Annotated in this window: 19 protein-coding genes, 1 tRNA gene and 1 pseudogene; 9 read left to right on the top strand and 12 right to left on the bottom strand. The window is 67.8% G+C overall.

Going from position 1 to position 22,773, the window contains the following annotated elements; translation table 11 throughout:
* The first annotated feature begins 18 nt into the window (after positions 1–18).
* The gene (locus SGRAN_RS19315) at positions 19–711 is read left to right on the top strand and encodes a helix-turn-helix domain-containing protein (protein ID WP_067111353.1); all 693 of its coding nucleotides are present in this window, start codon (positions 19–21) and stop codon (positions 709–711) included.
* Between the two features lie 116 nt (positions 712–827).
* Here the strand turns inward: SGRAN_RS19315 and SGRAN_RS19310 are convergent, their stop codons facing one another.
* The 4 genes from SGRAN_RS19310 to SGRAN_RS19295 form a co-directional block, all read right to left on the bottom strand.
* A complete protein-coding gene (locus SGRAN_RS19310; protein ID WP_148650927.1) occupies positions 828–2,105 on the bottom strand; it encodes an alginate export family protein in 1,278 nt (425 codons plus the stop codon).
* Positions 2,106–2,184: 79 nt separating this feature from the next.
* The gene (locus SGRAN_RS19305) at positions 2,185–3,447 is read right to left on the bottom strand and encodes a TolC family protein (protein WP_234002682.1); all 1,263 of its coding nucleotides are present in this window, start codon (positions 3,445–3,447) and stop codon (positions 2,185–2,187) included.
* A complete protein-coding gene (locus SGRAN_RS19300; protein WP_067111344.1) occupies positions 3,447–3,650 on the bottom strand; it encodes a YgaP family membrane protein in 204 nt (67 codons plus the stop codon). The genes SGRAN_RS19305 and SGRAN_RS19300 overlap by 1 nt, the downstream gene beginning before the upstream one ends.
* Positions 3,651–3,676: 26 nt before the next feature.
* Positions 3,677–4,954 (bottom strand): NAD(P)/FAD-dependent oxidoreductase, encoded by a 1,278-nt coding sequence (locus SGRAN_RS19295; RefSeq protein ID WP_067111341.1) that lies wholly within the window; start codon positions 4,952–4,954, stop codon positions 3,677–3,679.
* Positions 4,955–5,035: 81 nt separating this feature from the next.
* On the opposite strand from SGRAN_RS19295, the gene SGRAN_RS19290 reads away from it, so the two are divergent.
* The 4 genes and pseudogenes from SGRAN_RS19290 to SGRAN_RS19275 all read left to right on the top strand — a co-directional run bounded on the left by SGRAN_RS19290 (position 5,036) and on the right by SGRAN_RS19275 (position 9,968).
* Positions 5,036–5,374 carry a rhodanese-like domain-containing protein gene (locus tag SGRAN_RS19290; protein WP_067111338.1) on the top strand — a complete coding sequence of 113 codons (339 nt, stop codon included), beginning with the start codon at positions 5,036–5,038 and terminating at the stop codon, positions 5,372–5,374.
* A gap of 28 nt (positions 5,375–5,402) precedes the next feature.
* Complete coding sequence (locus tag SGRAN_RS19285) at positions 5,403–6,455, top strand: efflux RND transporter periplasmic adaptor subunit (protein WP_067186246.1); 1,053 nt, start codon at positions 5,403–5,405, stop codon at positions 6,453–6,455.
* Positions 6,452–9,657 (top strand): annotated as a pseudogene (locus tag SGRAN_RS19280) (efflux RND transporter permease subunit). The gene SGRAN_RS19285 and the pseudogene SGRAN_RS19280 overlap by 4 nt, the downstream one beginning before the upstream one ends.
* Complete coding sequence (locus SGRAN_RS19275; RefSeq protein WP_067186244.1) at positions 9,654–9,968, top strand: ArsR/SmtB family transcription factor; 315 nt, start codon at positions 9,654–9,656, stop codon at positions 9,966–9,968. The pseudogene SGRAN_RS19280 and the gene SGRAN_RS19275 overlap by 4 nt, the downstream one beginning before the upstream one ends.
* A 419-nt stretch (positions 9,969–10,387) precedes the next feature.
* On the opposite strand, the gene SGRAN_RS19270 is transcribed toward SGRAN_RS19275, so the two are convergent.
* Both SGRAN_RS19270 and SGRAN_RS19265 read right to left on the bottom strand, forming a co-directional pair.
* Positions 10,388–10,762 (bottom strand): ArsR/SmtB family transcription factor, encoded by a 375-nt coding sequence (locus SGRAN_RS19270; protein WP_067186242.1) that lies wholly within the window; start codon positions 10,760–10,762, stop codon positions 10,388–10,390.
* Complete coding sequence (locus SGRAN_RS19265; protein ID WP_067186241.1) at positions 10,759–11,415, bottom strand: peroxiredoxin; 657 nt, start codon at positions 11,413–11,415, stop codon at positions 10,759–10,761. Before SGRAN_RS19265 ends, SGRAN_RS19270 begins: the two co-directional genes overlap by 4 nt.
* 178 nt (positions 11,416–11,593) lie before the next feature.
* Between SGRAN_RS19265 and SGRAN_RS19260 the strand changes: the two genes are divergently transcribed.
* Entirely contained in the window at positions 11,594–13,408 is a 1,815-nt protein-coding gene (locus SGRAN_RS19260) for a DUF885 domain-containing protein (protein ID WP_067187187.1), read from the top strand.
* 57 nt (positions 13,409–13,465) lie between these two features.
* On the opposite strand, the gene SGRAN_RS19255 is transcribed toward SGRAN_RS19260, so the two are convergent.
* The 3 genes from SGRAN_RS19255 to SGRAN_RS19245 all read right to left on the bottom strand — a co-directional run bounded on the left by SGRAN_RS19255 (position 13,466) and on the right by SGRAN_RS19245 (position 16,254).
* On the bottom strand, positions 13,466–13,897 hold the full coding sequence (locus tag SGRAN_RS19255; protein WP_067186239.1) for a DUF2497 domain-containing protein: 432 nt from the start codon (positions 13,895–13,897) through the stop codon (positions 13,466–13,468).
* Positions 13,898–14,062: 165 nt separating this feature from the next.
* Positions 14,063–15,556, bottom strand: coding sequence for a TolC family outer membrane protein (locus SGRAN_RS19250; RefSeq protein WP_067186237.1), 1,494 nt, complete (start codon positions 15,554–15,556; stop codon positions 14,063–14,065).
* Positions 15,557–15,591: 35 nt separating this feature from the next.
* Entirely contained in the window at positions 15,592–16,254 is a 663-nt protein-coding gene (locus SGRAN_RS19245; RefSeq protein WP_067186235.1) for a protein-L-isoaspartate O-methyltransferase family protein, read from the bottom strand.
* A 246-nt stretch (positions 16,255–16,500) separates the two neighbouring features.
* Here SGRAN_RS19245 and SGRAN_RS19240 point away from each other — a divergent pair.
* From SGRAN_RS19240 to SGRAN_RS19230, 3 genes are all read left to right on the top strand, one after another.
* Positions 16,501–16,574, top strand: a tRNA-Cys gene (locus tag SGRAN_RS19240).
* Positions 16,575–16,663: 89 nt separating this feature from the next.
* Entirely contained in the window at positions 16,664–17,164 is a 501-nt protein-coding gene (locus SGRAN_RS19235) for a hypothetical protein (RefSeq protein ID WP_067186234.1), read from the top strand.
* 56 nt (positions 17,165–17,220) lie between these two features.
* Entirely contained in the window at positions 17,221–17,529 is a 309-nt protein-coding gene (locus tag SGRAN_RS19230; protein WP_172709680.1) for a hypothetical protein, read from the top strand.
* 64 nt (positions 17,530–17,593) lie between these two features.
* Here SGRAN_RS19230 and SGRAN_RS19225 read toward each other — a convergent pair whose 3' ends face one another.
* The 3 genes from SGRAN_RS19225 to SGRAN_RS19215 form a co-directional block, all read right to left on the bottom strand.
* Positions 17,594–19,189, bottom strand: a complete 1,596-nt coding sequence (locus tag SGRAN_RS19225; RefSeq protein ID WP_067186230.1) for a tetratricopeptide repeat protein — start codon at positions 19,187–19,189, stop codon at positions 17,594–17,596.
* A gap of 78 nt (positions 19,190–19,267) precedes the next feature.
* Positions 19,268–21,436 (bottom strand): primosomal protein N', encoded by a 2,169-nt coding sequence (locus tag SGRAN_RS19220; protein WP_067186228.1) that lies wholly within the window; start codon positions 21,434–21,436, stop codon positions 19,268–19,270.
* Between the two features lie 229 nt (positions 21,437–21,665).
* Entirely contained in the window at positions 21,666–22,769 is a 1,104-nt protein-coding gene (locus SGRAN_RS19215) for a PepSY-associated TM helix domain-containing protein (protein WP_067187186.1), read from the bottom strand.
* Positions 22,770–22,773: the final 4 nt, after the last annotated feature.

Here is a 22,773-nt window from a genome sequence, read left to right as displayed (position 1 = left end):
TCTACGTAGCCGAGGGTGATGCGCAGCGAAGAAATCCCTGAAATCGCGACCCTGCCGATGTTTGCGGCGATGCAGCCCGAATTACGCGATTCGGTCTTTGCCGCCGCCTTCCTTCAGGTGTTTCCGCCCGCCCTTCGTCTGTTCGAGGTTGGCGCGCGCGCCGATTTCCTGCATATCCTCGTCGACGGGCTGGTGGAACTCTATACCGCGAGCGCGGGACGCGAGGTCACGGTTCAGCTGGTGCGGCCGGTTTCGAGCTTCATCCTGGCCGCGGCCTATACCGATCAGCGCTATCTGATGTCCGCGCGGACGTTGTCGGCGTCGCGCATATTGATGATCCCGTCCTCGCTGCTGCGCGACGCCATCGTCCGCGACAGCGCATTCGCGCAGAGCGCGCTGACCGAAATCGCATTGCGCTATCGCACCGTGATTCGCGCCCTCACCGACATGAAGGTCCGGCAGACGCTCGAACGCCTCGCCAATTTCCTGTTGCTGGAAAGCAAGGCGCAGGGCGGTGCGGCCCAATTCACCCTGCCGGCCGAAAAGCGCGTGATTGCCTCGCTGCTCGGCATGGCGCCGGAAAATCTGTCGCGCGCCTGCGGCGCGCTGGCCGATCATGGGGCGCTGATCAACGGACCGACGGTGCGGATCGTCGATCGCGCGAAGCTCACCGCCCTTGCGCGGCCCGACATGGTCATCGACGACCAGTGACTATCGGGTCGCGCAAGGTGCGAAGGAATTGGGGTGGGATCGCAATAGGCCGAAGGACCCCACCCCGCCCGCTCCCCTGAAGGGGAAGGGGAATATCGTGCCGGCTGGGCCTGTCTCTAATAACGCGCCTCGATCGACAGCCACGCCTTGGTGGTGTCGCTGGCGAATCGCTGCGCATCGTAATGCGACAGCTTGAAAGAGGTCGTGATCCGCCGCGTCACCGGCACGGTCAGCCACGCCCCGGCTTCGCGACCGTAGTTTCGGCCGCCGTGCGTCGCGTTGAAATCGTGCCACTGCAAACGCAGCGTCGCCGGCGCATCGGTGAACACCGGACCCAGACGCCATTGCAGATCGCCATACAGGTCGCGCAGACCGTCGGCGGGCGTCGTCAGGAAGCGGTCGGTCCAGCCGTTGAACGCATGCAGCGTGGCGAGCGGGGTCTGAAGCGCCGTCGTGCCGTCGCCCTCCAGCCGTTCATAGCCGACGCGCGCGACGACCGGCCCGACCCCGAGGCCCGGCTCGATCAGCCAATAGTCGTGGCCGATGCGGCGCGGATTGGCGCCATGGCTTCGCTGATGCGCATATTCGCCGGCCATATACAGCTTGACGCCGCCGTCCATGGCATGATCGCCCGCGAAGCGGACGCCCAGCGTGCGTGACGACAGGGCGGGCGCGGCGGGCAGGTCGAGCCAATAGCCATAGGCGGTCAACGTGCCGGCGGTCGGCACCGTCGCCGAGCCGCGCAACAGGTGGATGTTCGAATCGCGCCAGATTCCCTGCGGCGAATCGGGCCCGAACACGCGGTTGACCCGCCAGCTGTGCACATAGTCGATCCGCGCGCCCGCCGCGGGTGCGATCCCGACCCGCACCGCGTCGAGCGTCTGGTCGTTCTGGCGCCAGTCGACGCTGCCGACCCAGCGCTGGTTGTCGAGATTGACGGTCTGCCGTCCGGCGACGACGTCGAGTTCCCGCGCCGGCTGCCAGCGCACATAGGCCTGGTTGAGCAGGACGTCGGTCGGGTCGGGCACGGCCGGATAGGCGGTGCGGCCGTTGACCGTGTCGTTATAATCCCTGGGGCCGAGTCGCACGACCGCCTCGCCCTCGACCAACGCGCTCAGCCCGTTCCAGACCGCGGTGCGCAGCCCGGCGCGCAGCCGCAGCGTGGATGCTGTGGCCGACTGGGCGATGTCCGCCTGATCGACCGTTTCGAGGCGATAGCGGGCGTGCAGATAGGGGGTGATCGGGTCGGGCGAGGCGGGCGATACCGCGGGCGCCGATGGCGCGGACGTGCCCTGTGCCGCGGCGCTCGACCATGGCGTGACCGATCCGATCAGGACCATCGCCAGTCCATGGCGCCAGATCAGGGATGAGGATGCGGATCGGTTCTGTATCATGGCGGCGCTCTTGCACCTTCGCGCGCTTTAGGAATTGATATCCGTCAATTGCGGTCGGGAATATCGACCCGGACCCGTCTCAGCGTCCGATCAGCGCGAGGAGGCGGTAGGCGGCGACGATACGGTCGGCCTGTGCCACGGCCTCGCCAACCGCCGCCGCGGTTGCCTCGCGCTCGGCGTCGAGCCAGTCGAGCTGGGGTTTCATGCCCACCCGAACCTCGTGGCGGACGCTTTCGCGCGCCTGGTCGGCGGCGAGCCGCTGCCGGGCGGCGGCGGCTTCGACCAGTTCGGCGGTCCGAACATCCTGAAACGCGCCGATCGTCTGTTCGTCGACGGCGGACCGCGCCGCGCGGACCCGGGCGTCGGCCGCCCGGACGGCGCCGTCCGATTCGGCGATCTTCGCCGCGACGCGCCCGCCGGCGAACAATTGCCAGCGCGCGCGCACGCCGACCGTGGCGCCGTCGGCGCGGTAGTCGGGGAAGAACTGGTCGCGCAGCGTCGATCCTTCGGCGAAGGCTCCGACCGTGGGCAAGCGTTCGGCGCGTGCACCCCGCGCCGCCGCGCGCGCGGCCTCCAGCGCCGCCTCGGCCTGAATAAGGGCGGGGTTGTTCGCGCGCGCACTGTCGAGGGTCTCGTCGAGCGACGCGGGCATCGCCGGATTCGCCGGAAGCGGCCGCAGGTTCTGCGGCGCAAGACCGGTCAGGTTGGCGAAGCGCGCGTCCGCCGAGACGGCAAGGCCGCGCGCGCGTTCGAGCGCCGCCTGCGCCTCGGCGAGGCGCGCGGCGGCCTGGGCGACGTCGGTGTTGGGGCTTTCGCCGGCAGCGAAACGAAGCCGGGCGTGACGCTGGATTTCCTCCATCTGCCCGACCATCTGTTCGTAGAGCGCGATCATGTGCCGCGCCGTCAGTACGTCGCCATAGGCGCGGACCGTATCGACGACGATCCGGCTGCGGGTCATCGCCTCGCCGGCGCGCGCGGCCTCGCTGCCCGCCTTCGCCTGCGCGATCCCCGCGCCGACCCGGCCGCCCGTGAACAGCGGCTGCTCGATGACGAGCTGCGCGGCGCGCGGAGTGACGGTCGCCGCCGGAAGGCCGAAATAGCCCTGTGGGTCGAGCCGCCCCTGGCCGATCGTCCCGCTCAGCACCGCGCTGGGCAGGCCGTGACCCTTGGCCTCGGCAATGCGCGCGTCGGCGGCGTCGGCATCGGCGCGCGCAGCCTCGATCTCGGGCGCGTGGGTCATGGCGGCCGCGATCGCTTCTTGCAGCGTCGTCGCCTGCGCAGGCATGGCGACGCTCGCGAGCAGGCCGGCCAGCGTGGGGAGGGCGATCGACCGCACGGACATCACCGGAAGGCGGCCCCCGGACGCACGCCGAACGCCTTGAACAGCCGGGCGGCAGGGCAGAAGCCGGTAAGGCTCGCCTGGAGCATGTTGAGGCCGGCGAAGGCCGTCAGCGCGATCCACCACGGATGCACGGTGAGCGACAGGGCGACGCCGATCAGCACGACGCATCCGGCGAACGCCATCACGGCACGGTCGAGGGTCATCTTTGCACTCCTTCTTTTGCGGACAGTCAGAAACGCAACTTGCGGATACCCATGACGTGAAGCGCCAGCTTCTCGTAGAAGGGTTCGCTCTCGCCCCGGCGGATCTTGCGCAGGAAATATTTTTCGAAGCCGATCTTGGCGAGATGGACCCATTTGCCGCTTGCCGACCAGTTGACGTTGCGCGGCGGAATCTGCGGCTGGGCGACGAAGGCGACGCCGCCGTCGCCGAAGTCGGCGAGGCACACGGCGTTCCACGTCGCCTCGGCCGCCGGTTCCTTGCCGTCGAGGATTGCCGCGATGTTGGCGGCGATCGCCGTCACCATCGATTCGATCATGAAGCCGGTCTTGGGAACGCCGACCGGCACCGGGGTCGGACCCGTCGGCGGAATGGCGACGCAGACGCCGAGCGCGAAGATTTCGGGAAAGGCGGGGTTGCGCTGGCAACTGTCGACGATGACGAAGCCGCGCGGATTGGTCAGCCCCGCGATGTCGCGGATGGCGGGGACGCCACGGAAGGCAGGGAGCAGCATCGAATAGCCAAAGGGCAGGTCGTGCGTTTTCCTGACCGCGCCGTCCTCACCCACTTCTTCGACATGCATGACATCGGGCTCGACCCCGGTCACGCGCGCATTGGTGATCCATTTGATGTGGCGCTCGCGCAGTTCGCTTTCGAGCAGCGACTTGGTGTCGCCCACGCCGTCGAGGCCGAGGTGCCCGATATAGGGTTCGGCGGTGACGAAGGTCATCGGCACCTTGTCGCGAATCTTGCGGCGGCGGAGTTCGGTATCGAGGATCAGCGCGAATTCGTAGGCCGGGCCGTAGCAGGAAGCCCCCTGGACCGCGCCGACGACGATCGGCCCGGGGTTTGCGACAAAGGCGTCGAACGCATCGGCCGCGTCGGCGGCATGGGCGGTCTGGCAGATCGAGACGGTATGGCCCTGCGGCCCCAGCCCCTCGATTTCGTCGAAGGCGAGATCGGGACCCGTTGCGATTACAAGATAGTCGTAATTGACCGATGTTCCGTCCTTGAGTTCGAGTCGCTTCTCTTCGGCATGAAGCCGCCGGGCACCCACCGCGGAAAAGCCGATCTTCTTCCTTTCGAACACGGGCGGGAGATGGATCTGGATTGCCTCCGGTTCGCGCCAGCGCACCGCGACCCAGGGGTTGGAAGGCACGAAACTATATGTATCCGTGTCGGACACCGTCATCACGTCGGCGCGATTTCCGACTGCCGCCCTGATCTCGTATGCGGCGAGCGTGCCGCCAAGTCCGGCGCCCAATATCACGATCAGCGGCTTGTCCATCTGCAATCCCTCCGTCCCATATGTTGACTATATAAGATTTACATATTATATGCAACTATCAAGTCAAAAGGGGGAAAATCCATGTTCGGGTTGCGAAAGCGCGACGCTCACCGCGAGGTCGGACCCGCCGAGCTGCGCGCGATGCTGGAGGCCGGCCGGGCGCTCCTGATCGACGTGCGCGAGGCGGGCGAGTTCGCGACCGGCCATATCGCGGGCGCAGTAAACATGCCGCTGTCGAGCTTTTCACCTCGTAATATCCCTGATCCCGAAGGGCGGACGGTCGTGCTGCAATGCGCGGGCGGGCGGCGCTCCGGGCAGGCGCTCGATCAATGCGCGCGGGCGCGCAGCGCGATCGATACGCATCTCGCAGGCGGCATCGCCGCGTGGAGGAATGCCGGGTTTCCGGTGGTCGGCGGCTGAATGTCGCCGCGAGAAGGGATATAGCGGGATGGGCAAGGGCTATTGGTTGGCGGGCGCCGTTCTGGCGCTATCGGCCTGCGGCGGCGAACCGGAGCGCGGCGCGGCGGCCGCGGCGCTTCCCGCCGGTACCACCCTACGCCTTGCGGACGCCCAGATCGCCGACATGAAGGCGGTGGGCGCGGAGATTGCTACGCGCGATCAGGCCGAGGCGTTGGCGCGCATAGCCGGCACGCTCGTCACCCTATCCGTCCGCGAAGGCGACACGGTCGAAAAGGGCCAGCGCATCGGTATGATCGTCGATTCGCGGCTCGGTTACGAAACGAGTGCTTATGGCGCGCAGGTCGCCGCCGCCCAGGCCGAGGCCGCGCGCGCCAATGCCGATATTGCCCGCATCCGCGACCTTTACGGGCACGGAGTTTATGCAAAGGCGCGGCTCGATCAGGCGGTGGCGGCGGCGCGCGCCGCCGATGCGCAGGTCGCGGCGGCGCGCGCGCAGCAGGGCGCGAGCGCCAGCGTCGCGGGGCAGGGCGCGGTGCTCGCACCCGCGAGCGGTCGCGTGCTTCGCGCCGATATTCCGGCGGGCTCGGTCGTCGCGCCGGGCATGTCGATCGCGACCGTCACCGCGGGCCCCCCGGTGCTGCGCCTGATGTTGCCCGAATCGGCCGCCGGGCAGGTTCGTCCCGGCGCTCGGGTGATCGTCGGCGATATGGGGTCGAACGATGCGGGCGCGCCTTCCGGGCCGCGCGAGGGCAGCGTGACGCAGGTCTATCCCGCGATCACCGGCGGGCGGGTCCGCGTCGATGCGACGCTGCCCGGCCTCGACACCCGGTTCATCGGCCGCCGCGTGAGCGCCTCGGTCGAGGTCGGGACGCGTCGGGCGCTGGTGGTGCCGCGTGCTTTCGTCACCACGCGCTATGGCATGGATCAGGTCCAGCTCGTTACCGGCGGCAAGCGGCTGAGCATGGTCCCGGTCCAGATCGCCCCCACCACCGATCCGGATCGGGTCGAGATATTGAGCGGCGTGGCGGCGGGCGACACGCTGTTCGCTCCCGGAAAGCCCGTCAAGGCCGTGCGCCCATGAACCTCGGCATCTCGGGCCGCCTGACAAGGGCGACGATCGCGTCGCCTTTGACGCCGCTGTTCCTTCTCGCTGCGATCGCCGTCGGCCTGCTCGCCCTCTTCTCCATCCCGCGCGAGGAGGAACCGCAGATCAGCGTATCGACATCCAGGTGATGGCCCCCGGCTTCTCCGCCGCCGATGCGACCGAACTGGTCGGCATTCCGCTCGAGACGATCGTCAAGAGCGTCGACGGTGTCGAGCATGTCTATACGCAGGCGCAGGACGACGGAGTGATGGTGACGGCGCGCTTCCTCGTCGGGTCGAACCCCGAGGATGCCGCGATCCGCATCGAGGAGAAGCTGCGCGCCAATTGGGATCGGAAACCCGTCGGCGTTCCCGATCCCAAGGTGACGGTGCGCGGCATCAACGACGTGCCCGCGGTCGTCCTGACGCTGTCGCCGAGGCCGGGCGCCGCGGGGCAATGGAACGACGGCAGCCTTTACGAACTGGCGGCGAAGCTGCGCACCGAGGTCGCCAAGGTCGACGACGTCGGGCTGACCTTCCTCGTCGGCGGCCGTCCGGAGGAAATCCGCATCGCCCCCGACCCCGCGAAGCTGCGCCAATATGGCGTGCCGCTGGGTAGCGTGGTCGAGGCGGCGTCGCAGGCCAACCGCAGCGTTCCGCTCGGCACCGTCCGCGAGGACGGCAAGGCGGTCGGCGTGACTGCGGGCCGCACGCTGGCGTCGGCGCAAGAGGTGGGGCTGCTGACGGTGCGGTCCGCCGGCGGCGCTCCTGTCTATCTTCGCGACGTCGCGAGCGTCACACAGGGGCCGCGTGAGGATCAGGCGCGGGCGTGGCGCTGGGCGAAGTCGGACGATGGAACCGGGGACGGCAAGTGGGACAGCGCGCCCGCTGTCAGCATCGCTTTCGCCAAGCGGGCGGGGGCCAACGCCGTTGTCGTCTCCGACGCCATCCTCGAACGCGTCGAAGGCCTGAAAGGCAAGCTGATCCCCGACGGCGTCGAGGTCGCCGTCACCCGCAACTATGGCGAGACGGCGAACGAAAAGGCGAACGAACTGCTGTTCCATCTGGCGCTGGCGACCGTTTCGATCGTCGCGCTGATCGGCTTCGCCATCGGCTGGCGCGAGGCGGCGGTGACGGCCGTGGTCATTCCGACGACGATCCTGCTCACCATGTTCGCGTCGAACCTGATGGGCTATACGATCAACCGCGTCAGCCTGTTCGCGCTGATCTTCTCGATCGGCATCCTCGTCGACGACGCGATCGTGATGATCGAGAATATCGCGCGCCACTGGGCGATGGATGATGGTCGCAGCCGCGCCCAGGCAGCGATCGAGGCGGTGGCGGAGGTCGGCAACCCGACGGTGGTCGCGACGCTGACGGTCGTTGCGGCGCTGCTTCCCATGCTGTTCGTTTCCGGCCTGATGGGCCCCTATATGGCGCCGATCCCGGTCAACGCCTCGGCGGCGATGATCTTCTCCTTTTTCGTCGCCGTCGTCATCGCGCCGTGGTTGATGATCCGCTTCGCCCGCAAGGCGCTGGTCCACGGCCATGACGAAAGCGGCGGCAGGCTGGGGCAGCTTTACGCCCGCGTCGCGCATCGCGTGATCGACACGCGGCGGTCGGCGCGCAATTTCCTGATCGCGGTCGGCGTCGCGACGCTCGTCGCCTGCTCGATGTTCTATTTCAAGGCGGTTACGGTGAAACTGCTCCCCTTCGACAACAAGTCGGAGGTTCAGGTCGTGGTCGACATGCCCGAGGGGACGGCGCTCGAAAACACCGGCCGGGTTCTGGAGGACGTCGCGGGGATCGCGCGCACGCTGCCCGAGGCGATGGCGATGGAGCTTTACGCGGGCACATCGGCGCCGTTCAACTTCAACGGCCTCGTCCGCCATTATTTCCTGCGCGCGCAGCCCGAACAGGGCGACGTGATGGTGACGCTGCTTCCAAAGGGCGACCGCAGCCGGTCGAGCCATGAAATCGCGCTGGACCTGCGTCAGCGGTTGAAGGCGCTGAAGCTGCCGGACAGCGCCTCGATCAAGGTGGTGGAAACGCCGCCGGGGCCGCCCGTGCTCGCGACTCTGCTTGCCGAAGTTTACGGCCCGGACGCCGCCACGCGCCGAAAGACGGCGACCGAACTGGAGGCGATCTTTCGATCCATCCCCTTCATCGTCGACGTCGACAACAGCTTCGGCGCGCCGCGGCCCCGGCTCCGCCTCGACATCCAGCGCGACCGCGTCGATTATTACGGGCTGTCGCAGCGGCAGGTCACCGATAGCATCGCCATGCTGATGGGCAGCCAGACGGTGGGCTATGCCCCGCGCGGCGACGGGCGCACGCCGCTTCCGATCACTATCGCGCTCGAACAGAAGGACCGGAGCTGGACGCAGGCGCTGTCGAGCACCCCCGTCGCGCAGGCCCCGGGGGGCCAGCTCATCGACCTGGGCGCCGTGGTCGAAGCGCGGGCCGAGGCGGGAAGCCCCGCCATCTTCCGGCGCGACGGCCGCTATGCCGACATGGTGATGGCGGAACTGGCGGGGACCTATGAAGCGCCGATCTATGGCATGCTGGCGGTCGATCGGGCGGTGGAGGCCCATGACTGGGCCGCGAAGGGGCTGACGAAGCCCGCCATCCGCCTCAACGGCCAGCCCGCCGACGAAAGCGCCCCGGCGCTGCTGTGGGACGGCGAGTGGGAGATCACCTGGGTCACGTTCCGCGACATGGGCGGCGCCTTCATGGTGGCCTTGCTGGGCATCTATATCCTCGTCGTCGCGCAGTTCCGCAGCTTCCGCCTGCCGCTCGTCATCCTGACCCCGGTGCCGCTGACGCTGGTCGGCATCGTCATCGGCCACATGCTGTTCCGCGCGCCGTTCACGGCGACGTCGATGATCGGCTTCATCGCGCTGGCCGGCATCATCGTGCGCAATTCGATCCTGCTGGTCGATTTCATCCGCCACGCCGCGACGCCCGACAAAGGCTTGCGCGACGTCCTGCTCGAAGCGGGGGCGATCCGGTTCAAGCCGATCCTGCTCACCGCGCTCGCGGCGATGATCGGCGCGGCGGTGATCCTGACCGACCCGATCTTTCAGGGTCTCGCGATTTCGCTGCTGTTCGGCCTTGCCTCCTCGACGTTGCTGACAGTGCTGGTTATTCCCGCGATCTACATCCTTCTTCGAGACGACGGGAAGCCCGCGACCAGATGATGCCGCTCGACACGCCCCTGGCCCAACTCGCCCAGCACGCCGCGCATGCCGCGAGCGTGCTGAAGCTGCTCGCCCACGAACAGCGTCTGCTGATCCTGTGCCGGCTGATGGAGGGGGAATATGCGGTCGGACAGCTGGTCGAGCTGTGCGGACAATCGCAGGCCAGCATGTCGCAGCATCTGGGACGGCTGCGCGAGGGCGGGCTGGTCAAGACCCGCCGCGGCGGCACGACCATCTACTACAGCCTCGCCGATGACAGCGTCCGCAAGCTGATCGACATGCTGTGCGACCGCTTCGGGCCGCCCGACTGAGGCCGTTGGAGCAGGCTTCGGTCCCGTCGTTGTCGCTTAAAGCCACAAAAGCCCCACATGTGCATGGTGATTCTGCGTCCTTTGGGGATTCGGGCTTCGGCGAGCCGCCTCATCCGTTCGTCATGCTGAACTTGTTTCAGCATCCATGGCCGGACCTTCCCTTTTGCGCCGCCTTTCAGTCGAGGGCAGGCCATGGACCCCCGGATCGGGTCCGGGGCAGGCTCTGAAACAGGTTGGCGTTTATACCCCTGAGACAGGGACGCTGGTGATCCCCGGCGAAAGCCGGGGTCCATGCGAGGCAGGCGCACGTAGCTGGACCCCGGCTTTCGCCGGGGAACGCTCACCTGTCGGAAGGGGATCATTGCCAAACAGGTTCAGGGTGACGAGAAGATCCGCCGCTATCCGAATCCCCACAAACCTCAAACCATCTTGGCGAAGCTGGCTGCCGAACTCCGCACGCGCGATCGTGCGCCCGCCTGCTCCGGCCCGGGCGCTTCGTGCGGAGAGGTTGACAGGGCGCGGAGCAATTTTGCCGTGCCTTGCAGCGTTTCGGGGACGAGGCTGTAGAAAACGAGCTTCGCGTCGCGGCGCGTCCGCACCAGCTCCGCCTTTCGCAGAATCGCAAGCTGCTGCGACAGGCCCGGCTGGCCGATGCCGGTCAGGGCTTCCAGTTCGCCCACCGACGTTTCGCCTCTTTCGAGCAGCGTGTGCACCAGCTTGAGCCGCACGTCATGCGCAAGCGCCTTCAGGAGCGTCGCGATCGTACCGAGTTCGGTCTCCGTGAAGCGCGTCACCGGCTTGCCTTTCCATCGCTGTCGGCCCGCGTCTGGTGGAACCAGCAGGGCCCTTCCGCCGCATTGAGCGCCGACGCCTGGTCCTGGCAGGGCGGCAGCAGCACGTCGTCGCCCGGGCGCCAGCCTTCGGGCGTCACGACATTGTCGCGGTCGACCCGTTGCAGCGCGGCGACGACGCGCAGCAGTTCCTCGACCGACCGTCCGACGGTGGCGGGATAGCAGATGCGGGCGCGGACGACGCCGTCCGGGTCGATGAAGAAAGTCGCGCGCAGCGTCGCCGCGTCGATCGCGTCCGCCGCGATCATCCCATAGGCGCGGCCGATCACCATCGACGGATCCTCGACGATCGGAAAGCCGACCGTCACGCCGAAATGGTCGCGGATCGCACGGATCCAGCCCAGATGCGCATAAAGGCTGTCGACCGATATCGCGACGAGCGCGCAGTTCAGTGCATCGAACCGATCGACGGCGCGCGAGAGGGCGACGAATTCGCTGGTGCACACCGGCGTGAAGTCGCCCGGATGCGAGAACAGCAGCACCCAGCGGCCGCGATAGTCGGACAGGCGCAATTCGCCCATCGTCGTGCGCGCCTGAAAATCGGGCGCGACCTCACCGATCCGAAGCGGCCTGGAACTCAGGCCGGGGTCGTCCATGCTCGCGCTCAATATCGGCTCCCGTCAGGTTGAAGAGTGAAGGAACGACCTACACGCTTACACCATCATGATAAACGACGAAGCCAGCGCACGCGACGGAACTGCCGCCAAATTCGACGAGCGGCAATTGCGCCGGGCCGAAGCGCGGTTACAAGCGATACCATTCGATCAGGAGAATATGATGCGTCTGGCCCTTGCTCTGTTGCTGTTCCCCGCGCTGCCGTTCGGCCCCGCGATCGCCCCCGCGCTGGCGCAGGTGGCGCCGGCGGGCACCCAGGACGAAGCGCTGCTTGAATTTCTCGACCGCGCCTATGACGAGCGGGTGAAGCTGAGTCCCGAGGAGCAGACGCGGCTGGGGTTCAAGACCGACTATGAGCGGCTCGACGATTATACCGATGCCGCCGCGGTGCGCGAACAGGCACTGGCCGAGCGACAGCTTCAGGACCTGCACGCCCGCTTCCGGCCTGAACAACTCGGCGAGCGCGCCCGGGTCAGCTACCGGCTGTTCGAATATGAGGTCGAACGCGGCCGCGAATCGGCCCGGTTCCGCAAACTGCGGTTCCCGGTCACGACGAATGGCAGCCCGGCGGGCCAGATTCCCGTGCTGCTCATCAACAACCACAAGATCGACAGCGTCGCGGACGCCGAAGCCTATATCGCCCGCCTGCGCGATACAGAGCGCGTGATGCGCGAGGTCGCGGCGTCGATGCGCGAGCAGGCCGCGGCGGGAATCGTGCCGAACAAGGTCAATTTCGCGCCCGCGCGCGCCGATGCGCGCAAGGTCATCACCGGCGCGCCCTTCGATGGCGGCGCCGATTCGACGCTGATGGCGGATTTCCGCAAGAAGGTGACCGCGCTCGACGCGCCGGCCGCGGCGAAGGACAAGCTGTTGCAGGAAGCCGGCGCCGCGCTGACTGGGCCGTTCCAACGCGGCTACGACGCGCTGATCGCGGCGCTCGACGAGATCGAGCCGCAATCGAAGGGCAATTTCGGTGTGTGGAGCCTGCCCGATGGCGAGGCCTATTACGCCGACCGACTGAAGCGTTCGACGACCACCGACCTCACCGCCGACCAGATTCACGGGCTGGGCCTCGCGCAGGTGGCGGCGATCCGGCAGGAGATGGAGGCGATCAAGCGCGAAGTCGGCTTCGACGGCACGCTCGAGCAGTTCTTCGACCACATCCGCACCGACCCCCAGTTCAAATATCCGAACAGCGAGGCCGGCCGCGAAGCGTATCTGCACGATGCGCGCGGGGTGATCGCCGCGGCGATGGCGGCGGCACCGCGCTATTTCTCCGTCCTGCCCAAGGCGGCGCTGGAGGTGCGCGCGGTGGAGAAGTGGCGCGAGGCGACCGCGTCGACCGCTTTCTACAATTCGCCGTCCGCCGACGGTTCGCGTCCCGGCATCTATTACGTCAACCTGATCGACATGAACCAGACGCAGAAGGTGCAGGTTGCCGCCATCGCCGCGCACGAAGGCGCGCCGGGGCATCATTTCCAGATCGCGCGCCAGCAGGAACTGGCGGGACTGCCCAAATTCCGCCGGTTCGGCGGCTATGGCGCCTATATGGAAGGCTGGGGACTCTATTCGGAGCGGCTGGCGAACGAGATGGGGCTGTACAAGGACCCCTATGACCGCTTCGGGATGCTGTCGCTGCAGGTATGGCGCGCGATCCGGCTGGTGCTCGATACCGGCATCCATTCCAAGCGCTGGACCCGCGAGCAGGCCATCGAATATTTCCGGTCGAACAGTTCGGTGTCGGATACCGACATCGCGCGCGAGGTCGACCGCTATTTCAACTGGCCGGGACAGGCGACGAGCTACATGGTCGGCCAGCTCAAGATCGCCGAACTGCGCGCGCGCGCTGAACGCGAACTCGGTCCCCGCTTCGATATCCGCGAATTTCACGAGGCGGTGCTGGGCGAAGGCGCATTGCCGCTTGACCTGCTGGAAGATCAAGTGGAGCGGTATATCGCAGCTAAGCGCTCCTGAGAGCGGGCGGACGAGGTCGCGTCCGCCTTCGCTTTCCCAGCGTTCGGAGAAGACCGCCTAGAGCCGGTGGCCGGTGATCCGGCTGATCTCCTTTGCGACCATCGTCTCGACGATCGCCGGCAAGTTGGCGTCGAGCCAGTCCTTCAGCATCGGGCGGAGCGTGTCGATCACCACCTCTTCCATCGTGCGGCCGCCGGTCGGCGGTGCGGGCGATGTGGCCGTGCCGGGCGCGACGGCGGCGGTCAGCGCGTCGAGCGACTGGCGCGCGGCATCGGCGCTGGCGGCCGACACGAGTTCCTCGCCGCCCGGCGCCGCTGTCGCGGCATCCTGAGGCGCGTCCACCGCTGCTTCTTCCTCCTGCAGGTCGAGGATGTCGTCGGCCGGGGTGCGCGTGGCGCGCGCCGTGCCCGGCGCCTCGTCACGGGCGATGACGCGCCGGATCGACGACAAGATATCTTCCATCGACGGCTCTCGCGACAGATCGCCCATCCTTGCCCCCTTCGGTGAACCCGCGCGGCGGGCGTTAACCACGATCATAAAGGTCCGGGGCGGGGCTTGCCAAGCCCCAGATTGCGGATTTCACGCCCGGCGCCCCGGATTTGCGTTTTGCCGCGTTTTCGGGGTCGTCGGCCGTTTTCGCCCTGCTGGAACGCCCTATTGGTGCGGCAGGTTGCTGGCGTCGGCCGGGACGCCGGCATCGGCGGCGGGCACCGCGCGCGTATCGGTCGCCTGCTGCTGCGGCGCGGGATCGTCGGCCCAATCCCAGATCTGGCCGCGCACGCGCTCGTAATTGACCGCCGGATCGTAGAGCGGGCCGCCCTCGATCCCCAGGTCGCGCGCCTCGGCCTTGCCCATCGCCGCGAGGACCGAGAAGGCCGCGACATAGCTGTTGCGCCGCGCCGAGACGAGCTGGACCTGCGCGTTCAGATATTCCTGCTCGGCATTCAATATGTCGAGGATCGAGCGGGTGCCGACGCTGTTCTCGGCGCGAACCCCTTCCAGCGACAGCGCGTTGGCACCGACCGCCTGCTCGGTCGCGGCGATGACGCGCTCGTTCGCCTGCCATGCGGCATAGGCGCCGCGCGTCTGCGCGATCACGTCGCGCTCGGTCGCGACATAGGTCTCGATCGCCTGGCTCGTGCGCGCCTGCGCCTGACGGACCTGCGCCGACGGCCGCCCGCCCTGGAACAGCGGCAGCGTCAGCGTGACGCCGGCGGCGGCGCTGGTCTGGCTCTGCGACACGCCGACGCCGGGAACGCCGCTCGACGCCGAGCCGAGGAAATTGGTGTAATTGCCGCTGACGGTGCCGTCGAGCTTGGGCATGCGCGAGGCGCGCGCGACGCCGATGTCGGCGCGCGCGGCGTGGACGAGCTGGTCCGCCGCGTCGATGTCGGGATTGTCCCGCAGCGCGATCGTGACCGCGTCCTCGGCGCTGGCGGGCAGGCCGGGCAGCGGCGGCGGCGGCTGGAGGTCGACCGGCGCCTCGCCGACGAGGCGGATATAGGTTTCGCGGCTGGCGATCAGATTCGCCTCGGCGCTGCGCAGGTCGCCCTCGGCGAGCGCGAGTCGCGCCTGCGACTGGGCGACGTCGGTGCGCGTCAGGTCGCCGATCTCGAACCGGTCGCTGGTCGCCTGCAAATTGGTGCGGAGCACCGACACATTCTTTTGATTGAGCTGGACGATCGCGGTGTCGCGGATCACGTCCATATAGGCGCCGACGACCTGCGCGAAGACGCTCGCCTCGGTCGCGCGCAGGTCCGCCTGCCCGGCCTCGACGCGATATTGTGCGGCGCGCACCGCGTTGCGCACCGCGCCGCCCTGATAGATGGGGACAGAAAGCCGGCCGCCGGCGTCGATCAGCCGCGTCGGTGAGGAAAAGCTGTTGCCGGGCTTCACCAGATTTTCGCTATAATCGCCCTGCGCGCCAAGCGACGGCAGGCCCTGGCTCCGCTGGATCGGGACATTCTCGTCGTTCGCCCGCTGTCCGGCGCGCGCGGCGGTCAGCGTCGGGTTGTTCTCATAGGCCTTGGCGAGCGCGCCCTGCAGCGTCTCGGCGGCGGCCGGCGTCGCGGTCAGCAGGAACGCCCCGGCGGCGATGCCGGCAAGCCAATATCCCCGGCGAACGGGTTTCATGTCGGAGTCGTGCATCCTGTTGCCAGCCTGAACCAGAGGGAAGGGGAGAATCAGAAGCGGAAGCCCCGGGGCGCCGCGAATCCCGGCAGCGGCGCGACGTCCATGTCGGCAAATGGGCGCAGCGCCAGCGTGCCGTCGGTCTTGATGCCCTGCACCAGCCGCGTAACCGTGCCGTCGCGCCGTGCTGCGACCAGACGGCCGCGCCGTGCGAGCTGGCCGACCAGCGTGTCGGGCAACTGCTCGATCGCGCCGTCGATGATGATGCGATCGAAGGGCGCGGCGTCGGGCGCGCCGGCGGTGAGGGGCCCCTCGATCCAGCGGATGTCGGTGTCGGCCGCGGCGGCGCGGGCGACCGCGATCAGCTCTGGCGATTCCTCGACCGCATGAACCTTGGCGCCCAGCATGGCGAGCAGCCGCGCCACATAGCCGGTCGCGCCGCCGATCAGCAGCACCTTCTGCCCCGGCTGGATATCGGCGGCGACGAGCATCCGTCCGGTGACGAGCGGCGGGTTAAGCATCCGGTCGCCGCCGAGCGCGATCGCACGGTCGATATAGGCGACGCTCGCCAACTGCGCGGGCACATGCGCCTCGCGCGGGACGGCCCCCATCGCTGCGACGATGGCGGGATCGATGACATCGCTGGTGCGAAGCTGGCTGTCGACCATCGCCGCCCGCATCGCCGCCGCGCTCAATTCGCTGTATTTGGTTGCCATCAGCCGGTTTCCGATTCTGCTGTTTCGTTCGTTTCCGCCGGGAGCTTCTAGCCCATGCCGCGCTGTATTGCAATGATAATACAGCAACGAAGTCCGGCTGCCGCCGCGCATAGCCGTCCGGACGCCCTGCGCCAAGCCTCGTCGCGGCCGAAGCGGCGGCGTGCTACCGAAAATTGCGCAACAAGCGGATTGCCAGTGCGCGACGAAATCGCTAGGGGCGCTTCTCCACGCATTTTGAGCGCCTGAGGCCCGATGGCGGAGTGGTGACGCAGCGGACTGCAAATCCGTATACGCCGGTTCGATTCCGGCTCGGGCCTCCAAATATCGCATGAGCGCGCACTGGCGCTGGCCCCCCGCTCATGTTGACTGCGATGCGCGCGCGGACATCCGGCGGACAAAGGGGAGGGGCATGCTGTATTTTCTGCTGATGAGTCCGGTGCCGCCGTGGATTCCGGATCCGGAAAACCTCACCCAGCCCATCGTCCATTACCAATGCGAAATGGTGAACGAGCGGTTCGACCGTCACACGCTCAAGTTCAGGCGCGAGGGCGGGCGCGGTTATTGGCGGGCGCCCGGCGAGGCCGCCGTTACGTCCGGAAAACATGTCATTGAAGAAGATGGCATGGGGTTGTTTTCGGGGATGATAGAGGTCCCACGGCCGGAGAGCGAAAGGCGGGGCGCCTATTTTCGCGACACCGAACGGATTGCCGATGCATCCAGAGCAATCGTCATGGAAGAGGTGACGCCGATATTGAAGATGCTGGAAGACGGCCTGAGTTGGCGGGCGAGTCTCGTCCTGACGATCGACCACGGTTTGCGCGTCGAGCGCGTCGTAGGATTTTGCGATGTCCGTCCCGAAGATCAGGATCCGCTGGACGAAAAGGAAACGCGGGACCTGCTGGCAGGTTGAACGGACAGGCGCCGAATCTCGTCTTCAGGGCGGGACACATCGTGGGGGAGGGGATGGTGGCCGTGCTGGACTGGCTGTTGAGTTGGTCGGGCGTGCTGGGATTCGCAATGGTCCTCGCCGCGCCGGTTTTCGTTGCCCGTTACGGCGTCGCGGGCGCCGGATGGTCGATGCTTCTCATCGGGCTGCTGAGCGCCGCTAGCTTCTGCCATTTCTGGACGGCTGATATCGAGGACGAGGCGCTCATCGGCCATTCGAACGCGGTGGGATTGCTGATGTCGGTCCTGCTTGCCGTTCTCGGTTTCGCGGTCGTCGCCGTCACGCTCGGAATCCGCAAGCTCATGTCGTCCGGAGACGATGCTCCATAGGCGTCGCCTCGTCACGGTTTCGCTTCGCTCGCCGTGACGAAGGAAAGCCGGGACGGCGGCGATCCTAGCCTTTCCTGCCTTTCTGCCGGTCCTCGGCTTCCTTGAAGATTTCGGCCAGCTTGGCGCGGGCTTCGTCGATCTTGCTCTCGTCGATCAGGTCGACGGTCGCGCGAATCTTGTTTTCCTTTTCGGTGCCGTGCGCGGCGAAGGCGATCGGCGACAGCACCGATCGCGCGAGGTCGCCCTTGTTCTCGTCGAGCAGCTGGCGCGCCAGGATCAGCCGATAGAGCGCGTCATATTTGGCATAGTCCCACGCGCTTTCGAGGATGACCAGCGCGTCCTCGGGAATCGGCTCGCCCGCCTCGCGATAGGACATGTAATAGCCGATCATCGGCCGCGGGTCCTTCTGGTCGAGCTTATGCGCCTTGACCAGCCACGGGCGTGCCTGGGCATACAGCGCCTTGTCCTTGTTTTCGTCGGCACGCGCCAGGAAGATCGAACCCATCAGGAAATTGGCGAAGGAGCTGTCGGGCGCCAGCGCCAGCGCGCGCTTTGCCGCGGCTTCGGCCTCGTCGAAATTCCTCGCGTCCAGATGCGCCTCGGCGACGATCAGCTGCGCTTTCAGATTGTCGGGATAGGCCGCGCCCTTGCCGGACAGGTCGCGCGCGACATCCTTTGCCTCCTTGCGGTCGACGCCGCGCTGCGAACGGATATATTCGCGCATCAGCGCTTCCTCGGCCGGGGGCAGCTGGCGCAGCGCCACCGCGGGCTCGGGAACCGCGTTCGGCGGCGAGACCATCACCGGGAACTGGTTGCGGCCCTTGTATTTGCGCAGCTCGGCCTGCAGCGTGTCGAGGTTGCCGAAGATCCGTTTCGCTGCGGTCAGGCTGTCCTCGCCCTTGTTGAGCGCCGCCAGATAGGCGGGAAGCTGCCCCCGGCGCTCTTCGTTGAAGTTCAGATAGTGCGACAGCAGCCAGCCGAAGGCGTAGGATTGATACTGCTCGAGCCCGGTCAGCTTCACCTTGTGGTCGAACAGGCGGGACAATCGCACGTCGGGCAATTGCTTGAGCGCGGCGCCGCGCGCCTGCGGCACCAGCCCGCCGACGAAGCTGCCGTCGTCGCGGAACTCGACCGTGCTGTACAGCTCGGCGAACCCTTCCGAATACCAGGCGGGATAGGCGGTGCTGAAATTGGTCAGCATGAAATGGTGCGTATATTCGTGGAACAGCACCTGTTCGGTGTCGAGGGTCGGGCCGCTGCTGCTGCGCCGGACGCTGCTCATGTCGCGGCGCTTTTCGCGCGCGGGGACGAAGGCGACGGTCGAGCCGGCGCGCGGGATATAGAAACCCGCGATGCCCGACCCCGGCGCTCCGGCGACATAGGCGATGTCGTCGATGTCGCCGCTGCGGAACACTTTCACCTTGTTCGCCTCGCCCATGTCGGGCCCCGGAATCGGATAGCCCTGAAGATAGCGCAGCGCATTGTCGTAGCGTTCGAGCAGGCGCGCGAACTGTTCGGCGTCGTCCTTCTTGCTTTCGGAATAGACGATGAAATGCGCGGTTTCAGCCTGCCACCATTCGGCGCGCGCGCTGGCACCGATCGCCATCGCCGCCAATGCCGTTCCGACGCCGATCGCGCGTACCCAGCCCTGCAATTTCACTCGCCCGCTCCTCGAACAGATGTCCTGAAGCCGAGGGCTAGCAACTACGGCCCGCGATTCCAATGCCCCGATCGGTCGTCAGACGAAGCTGTAGGGGTCTATGTCGATCGCGAGGCGCGCCTTGGCGGGCCAGTCGATGCGTCCGACCCAGTCGCGGATCGCGCCCTGCAGGTCGAAGCTGCGCGGGGCGTGCAGCAGCAGGCGGAAGCGGTGCCGTCCGCGCAGCATCGCGAGCGGCGCGGGGGCGGGGCCATAGATGGCGAGACCGTCAGCGACCGGTGCCTTCTCCCCCAGCCGCTGCGCGACGCCGCGCGCCACCTCCATCTCCTCCGACGAGATGACGAGCGCGGCGAAGCGGCCATAGGGGGGTGCCCCCGCCTGCCGCCGCGCGGCGGCCTCCGCGGCGTAGAAGCCCTCGCGGTCGTTCGCGACCAGCGCCGCCATCACCGGGGCGTCGGGGACGCGCGTTTGGATCAGCACCTCGCCCGGCTTCACCCCGCGCCCGGCGCGTCCGGCGACCTGCGCGATCTGCTGGAAGGTGCGTTCCGACGCGCGCAGGTCGCCGCCGTCGAGGCCGAGGTCGGCATCGACCACCCCGACCAGCGTCAGGTTCGGGAAATGATAGCCCTTGGTGACGAGCTGGGTGCCGATGATGATGTCGACGAGACCGCCCTCGACCGCGTCGACGAACTCGGCCGCCTTGGCGGGCGACCATAGGGTGTCGCTGGTGACGATGGCGGTGCGCGCTTCGGGAAAGCGTTCGGCGACCTCGTCGGCGATCCGCTCGACGCCGGGGCCGCAGGCGACGAGGCTGTCCTCGTCCTCGCACTCGGGGCACAGGCGCGGCGGTGGCATGACATGGCCGCAGTGATGGCAGGCGAGGCGATGGACGAGCCGGTGCTCGACCATCCACGCGGTGCAGTTCGGGCACTGGATGCGATGACCGCAGGTGCGGCAGAGCGTCAGCGGCGCGAAGCCCCGCCGGTTGAGGAACAGCAGGCTCTGCTCGCCCTTCTGCAACCGGTCGGCCAGCGCGTCGACGAGCGGCGGCGCCAGCCAGCGGCCGCGGTCGGGCGGATCGATCCGCATGTCGATCGCCGCGAGGTCGGGCAAAGTCGCGCCGCCATAGCGCGCGGGCAGGACGATGTGGCGATAGCGTCCCGCCTCGACCTGCGCGAGGCTTTCGAGCGCGGGGGTCGCGCTGGCGAGGACCACCGGCAGCTTTTCGAACGCCCCGCGCATCACCGCGACGTCGCGCGCGTGATAATGGACGCCGTCCTCCTGCTTGAAGCTCGTTTCGTGCGCCTCGTCGACGACGATCAGGCCCAGCCGGGCATAGGGCAGGAACAGCGCCGACCGGGCGCCGACGACGATCTTCGCGTCGCCGCGCGCGATCGCGTGCCAGGCGCGGCGGCGCTCGGTCGAACGCAGCCCCGAATGCCATGCGACCGGCTCGCAGCCGAAGCGCGCGGCGAAGCGCGTCAGCATCGGCTCGGTCAGGGCGATCTCGGGCAACAGGACGAGCGCCTGCCCGCCCGCTTCGACCGCGGCGGCAATCGCCTCCATATAGACTTCGGTCTTGCCTGATCCCGTGACGCCGTCGAGCAGCAGCGTCTCGAACCGTGCGGCGGCGACGGCGTCGCGAAGCTCGCCGGCGGCGGCGGCCTGCTCGGCGGAGAGGGCGGGCGGTGCGAAGGCGGGGTCGGGCTCGGGATAGGGGGCGTCGGCCGACACGCTCACCGCTTCGAGCGCGCCCGCCTGGACGAGGCCGCGGATCACTCCGTCGCTGACCTCGGCAAGCGCCGCCAGCTCGCGCACGGTGCCCTGCCGGCCGCCGATCTTCTCGAGCGCCACCGTCCGCTGCGGCGTCATCCGCGGCGGAAGCGCGCCCGTCGCGCGATATTCGACGATCGGGCGGCGCGCGTCAGCAAAAGCGGCGCCGGGCAGCACCATCCGCAGCACCGCGCCCGGCGGGGCGAGATAATAGTCGCTCGTCCATTCGACGAGGCGGCGCAGCGGCGCGGGGACCGGCGGCACCGGCACGACCTCGTACAGGTTGCGCAACCGGTTGTCGCCGACCGGATCGGGCGCGCCGAAGCTCGCATCTTCCCATACCGCGCCGCCCATGCGCCGCGGCCCGAGCGGCGCGACGACGACGCTGCCGAGCGGCGCCTCGGTGCCCTGCGGCACGCGATAGTCGAGCGGCCCGAGGGCGGCAGTGAGAAGGAGGACGCGGGCGCGGGTCATCTGTGGGGAGGATATAGGGCGGCCGGTAAAATAGGAAAGCGGACGCGGCTCCGCGTGAACCGAAATCTCTGCGCCTCTGCGCGAATCCTGGAGCGGCGAACCATGATCTGCACCGTTCGCCCTGAGCTTGTCGAAGGGCCGTTCTTTCTCTTTGGCGCCGCAAGAAGAACAGTGCTTCCCCCGGACTTGATCCGGGGTCAGCACGAACGAAAACAGCGGTGATCCAGATTTAACGCGCGGCGTTTTGGAAAGCGGCTAACGCCGCTTCCTTCACCCGCGGTTTCGCCGGCTTCGAGCGCCGGAACCAGAAGGTCCAGACCGCGAGGCTTCCCAGCATCGTCATCGACAGGCCCGAGATCGTCAGGACGAGCCGCCACAAAAGGCCGCCGACCTTGCCCGAATGGATCGGATAGGCCTTGTTGAACGCCTGCGCGCCCGCGGGCATCGCGAGCGCGTCGCGCGCGCCGAGCAGCTTGCCCGTCGCAGCGTCGAACCACAGGGTCGAGCGGCCGTTGGGCAACCATTCGGCCTGCTGGCGCATCCGCAGCATGATCGGGCCGCCGTCCTTCGCGGGCAGGCTGAGGATGCGGAACTCGGCATCGGGGAAGCGGCGGCGCGCCTCGCCCAGCATTGCCGCGTAATCGGGCCTGGCGGCTAGGGGGCCGCCCTGGTATTTCGGCGGCTTCATCGCCCTGGCGGCTTCGGCGGGCGAGCCGAAAGGCGCAATCATCGCCATTGCGAAAGGCTGAAAGATCATCATCGTGCCGGTGACGACCGACAGCAGCAGCAACGGTGCGACGACGATGCCGAGGTCGCGGTGGTGCATGACGATCGCCGGCCGGCTCATCCGTTTCGGCCACAGCCGGAAGCGGAAGGTGCGGCGCGTGCGCCACCACAGGATGACGCCCGAGAGGATGAAGAACAGGCCGCACAGCCCCGCGGTGCCGATCACCCATTCGCCGGTGTCGCCGGTGAACAGATGATGGTGGAAATCGAAGATCCACAGCTCGGGCCGCTCCCACTGGCTCGCCCACTGCGTAGCGACTCGCCCCGTCTGGTCGGCGTAGAGGCCGGCGCCGTCGCCGAAGCGCGCCTGGTGCAACCCGAAGCCGTCGCTGGCATAGATGATGCCCTGCGGCGCCTGCGGCAGCGCCATGATCCGCTCGGTCGCGGCGACGGTGCTCGCAAGGTCGGTACGCAGCGGATCGCCGGCATGCGCGACGCCGATCCACGCATATTTGTGCAGCAGGATGGTGCCCGACAGGCCGAGCAGCGCCAGCACGAGGCCGATCAGGCCGCCGGTCCAGCGGTGCAGCGTGTCGAGCAGTTTCATCATC

The organism is Sphingopyxis granuli (genome assembly GCF_001559015.1).
Taxonomy (GTDB): Bacteria; Pseudomonadota; Alphaproteobacteria; order Sphingomonadales; family Sphingomonadaceae; genus Sphingopyxis; species Sphingopyxis granuli.
Note: the sequence above shows the minus strand (reverse complement) of the source record. Positions and strands in the feature narration are given on the sequence as shown.

What these genes read in the sequence shown, in the direction of transcription:
- SGRAN_RS19315 (WP_067111353.1), top strand. Translation starts at nt 19, where the DNA reads ATGCGCAGCGAAGAAATCCCTGAAATCGCGACCCTGCCGATGTTTGCG.
- SGRAN_RS19310 (WP_148650927.1), bottom strand. Translation starts at nt 2,105, where the DNA reads ATGATACAGAACCGATCCGCATCCTCATCCCTGATCTGGCGCCATGGA.
- SGRAN_RS19305 (WP_234002682.1), bottom strand. Translation starts at nt 3,447, where the DNA reads ATGTCCGTGCGGTCGATCGCCCTCCCCACGCTGGCCGGCCTGCTCGCG.
- SGRAN_RS19300 (WP_067111344.1), bottom strand. Translation starts at nt 3,650, where the DNA reads ATGACCCTCGACCGTGCCGTGATGGCGTTCGCCGGATGCGTCGTGCTG.
- SGRAN_RS19295 (WP_067111341.1), bottom strand. Translation starts at nt 4,954, where the DNA reads ATGGACAAGCCGCTGATCGTGATATTGGGCGCCGGACTTGGCGGCACG.
- SGRAN_RS19290 (WP_067111338.1), top strand. Translation starts at nt 5,036, where the DNA reads ATGTTCGGGTTGCGAAAGCGCGACGCTCACCGCGAGGTCGGACCCGCC.
- SGRAN_RS19285 (WP_067186246.1), top strand. Translation starts at nt 5,403, where the DNA reads ATGGGCAAGGGCTATTGGTTGGCGGGCGCCGTTCTGGCGCTATCGGCC.
- SGRAN_RS19275 (WP_067186244.1), top strand. Translation starts at nt 9,654, where the DNA reads ATGATGCCGCTCGACACGCCCCTGGCCCAACTCGCCCAGCACGCCGCG.
- SGRAN_RS19265 (WP_067186241.1), bottom strand. Translation starts at nt 11,415, where the DNA reads ATGGACGACCCCGGCCTGAGTTCCAGGCCGCTTCGGATCGGTGAGGTC.
- SGRAN_RS19260 (WP_067187187.1), top strand. Translation starts at nt 11,594, where the DNA reads ATGATGCGTCTGGCCCTTGCTCTGTTGCTGTTCCCCGCGCTGCCGTTC.
- SGRAN_RS19255 (WP_067186239.1), bottom strand. Translation starts at nt 13,897, where the DNA reads ATGGGCGATCTGTCGCGAGAGCCGTCGATGGAAGATATCTTGTCGTCG.
- SGRAN_RS19250 (WP_067186237.1), bottom strand. Translation starts at nt 15,556, where the DNA reads ATGCACGACTCCGACATGAAACCCGTTCGCCGGGGATATTGGCTTGCC.
- SGRAN_RS19245 (WP_067186235.1), bottom strand. Translation starts at nt 16,254, where the DNA reads ATGGCAACCAAATACAGCGAATTGAGCGCGGCGGCGATGCGGGCGGCG.
- SGRAN_RS19235 (WP_067186234.1), top strand. Translation starts at nt 16,664, where the DNA reads ATGCTGTATTTTCTGCTGATGAGTCCGGTGCCGCCGTGGATTCCGGAT.
- SGRAN_RS19220 (WP_067186228.1), bottom strand. Translation starts at nt 21,436, where the DNA reads ATGACCCGCGCCCGCGTCCTCCTTCTCACTGCCGCCCTCGGGCCGCTC.
- SGRAN_RS19215 (WP_067187186.1), bottom strand. Translation starts at nt 22,769, where the DNA reads ATGAAACTGCTCGACACGCTGCACCGCTGGACCGGCGGCCTGATCGGC.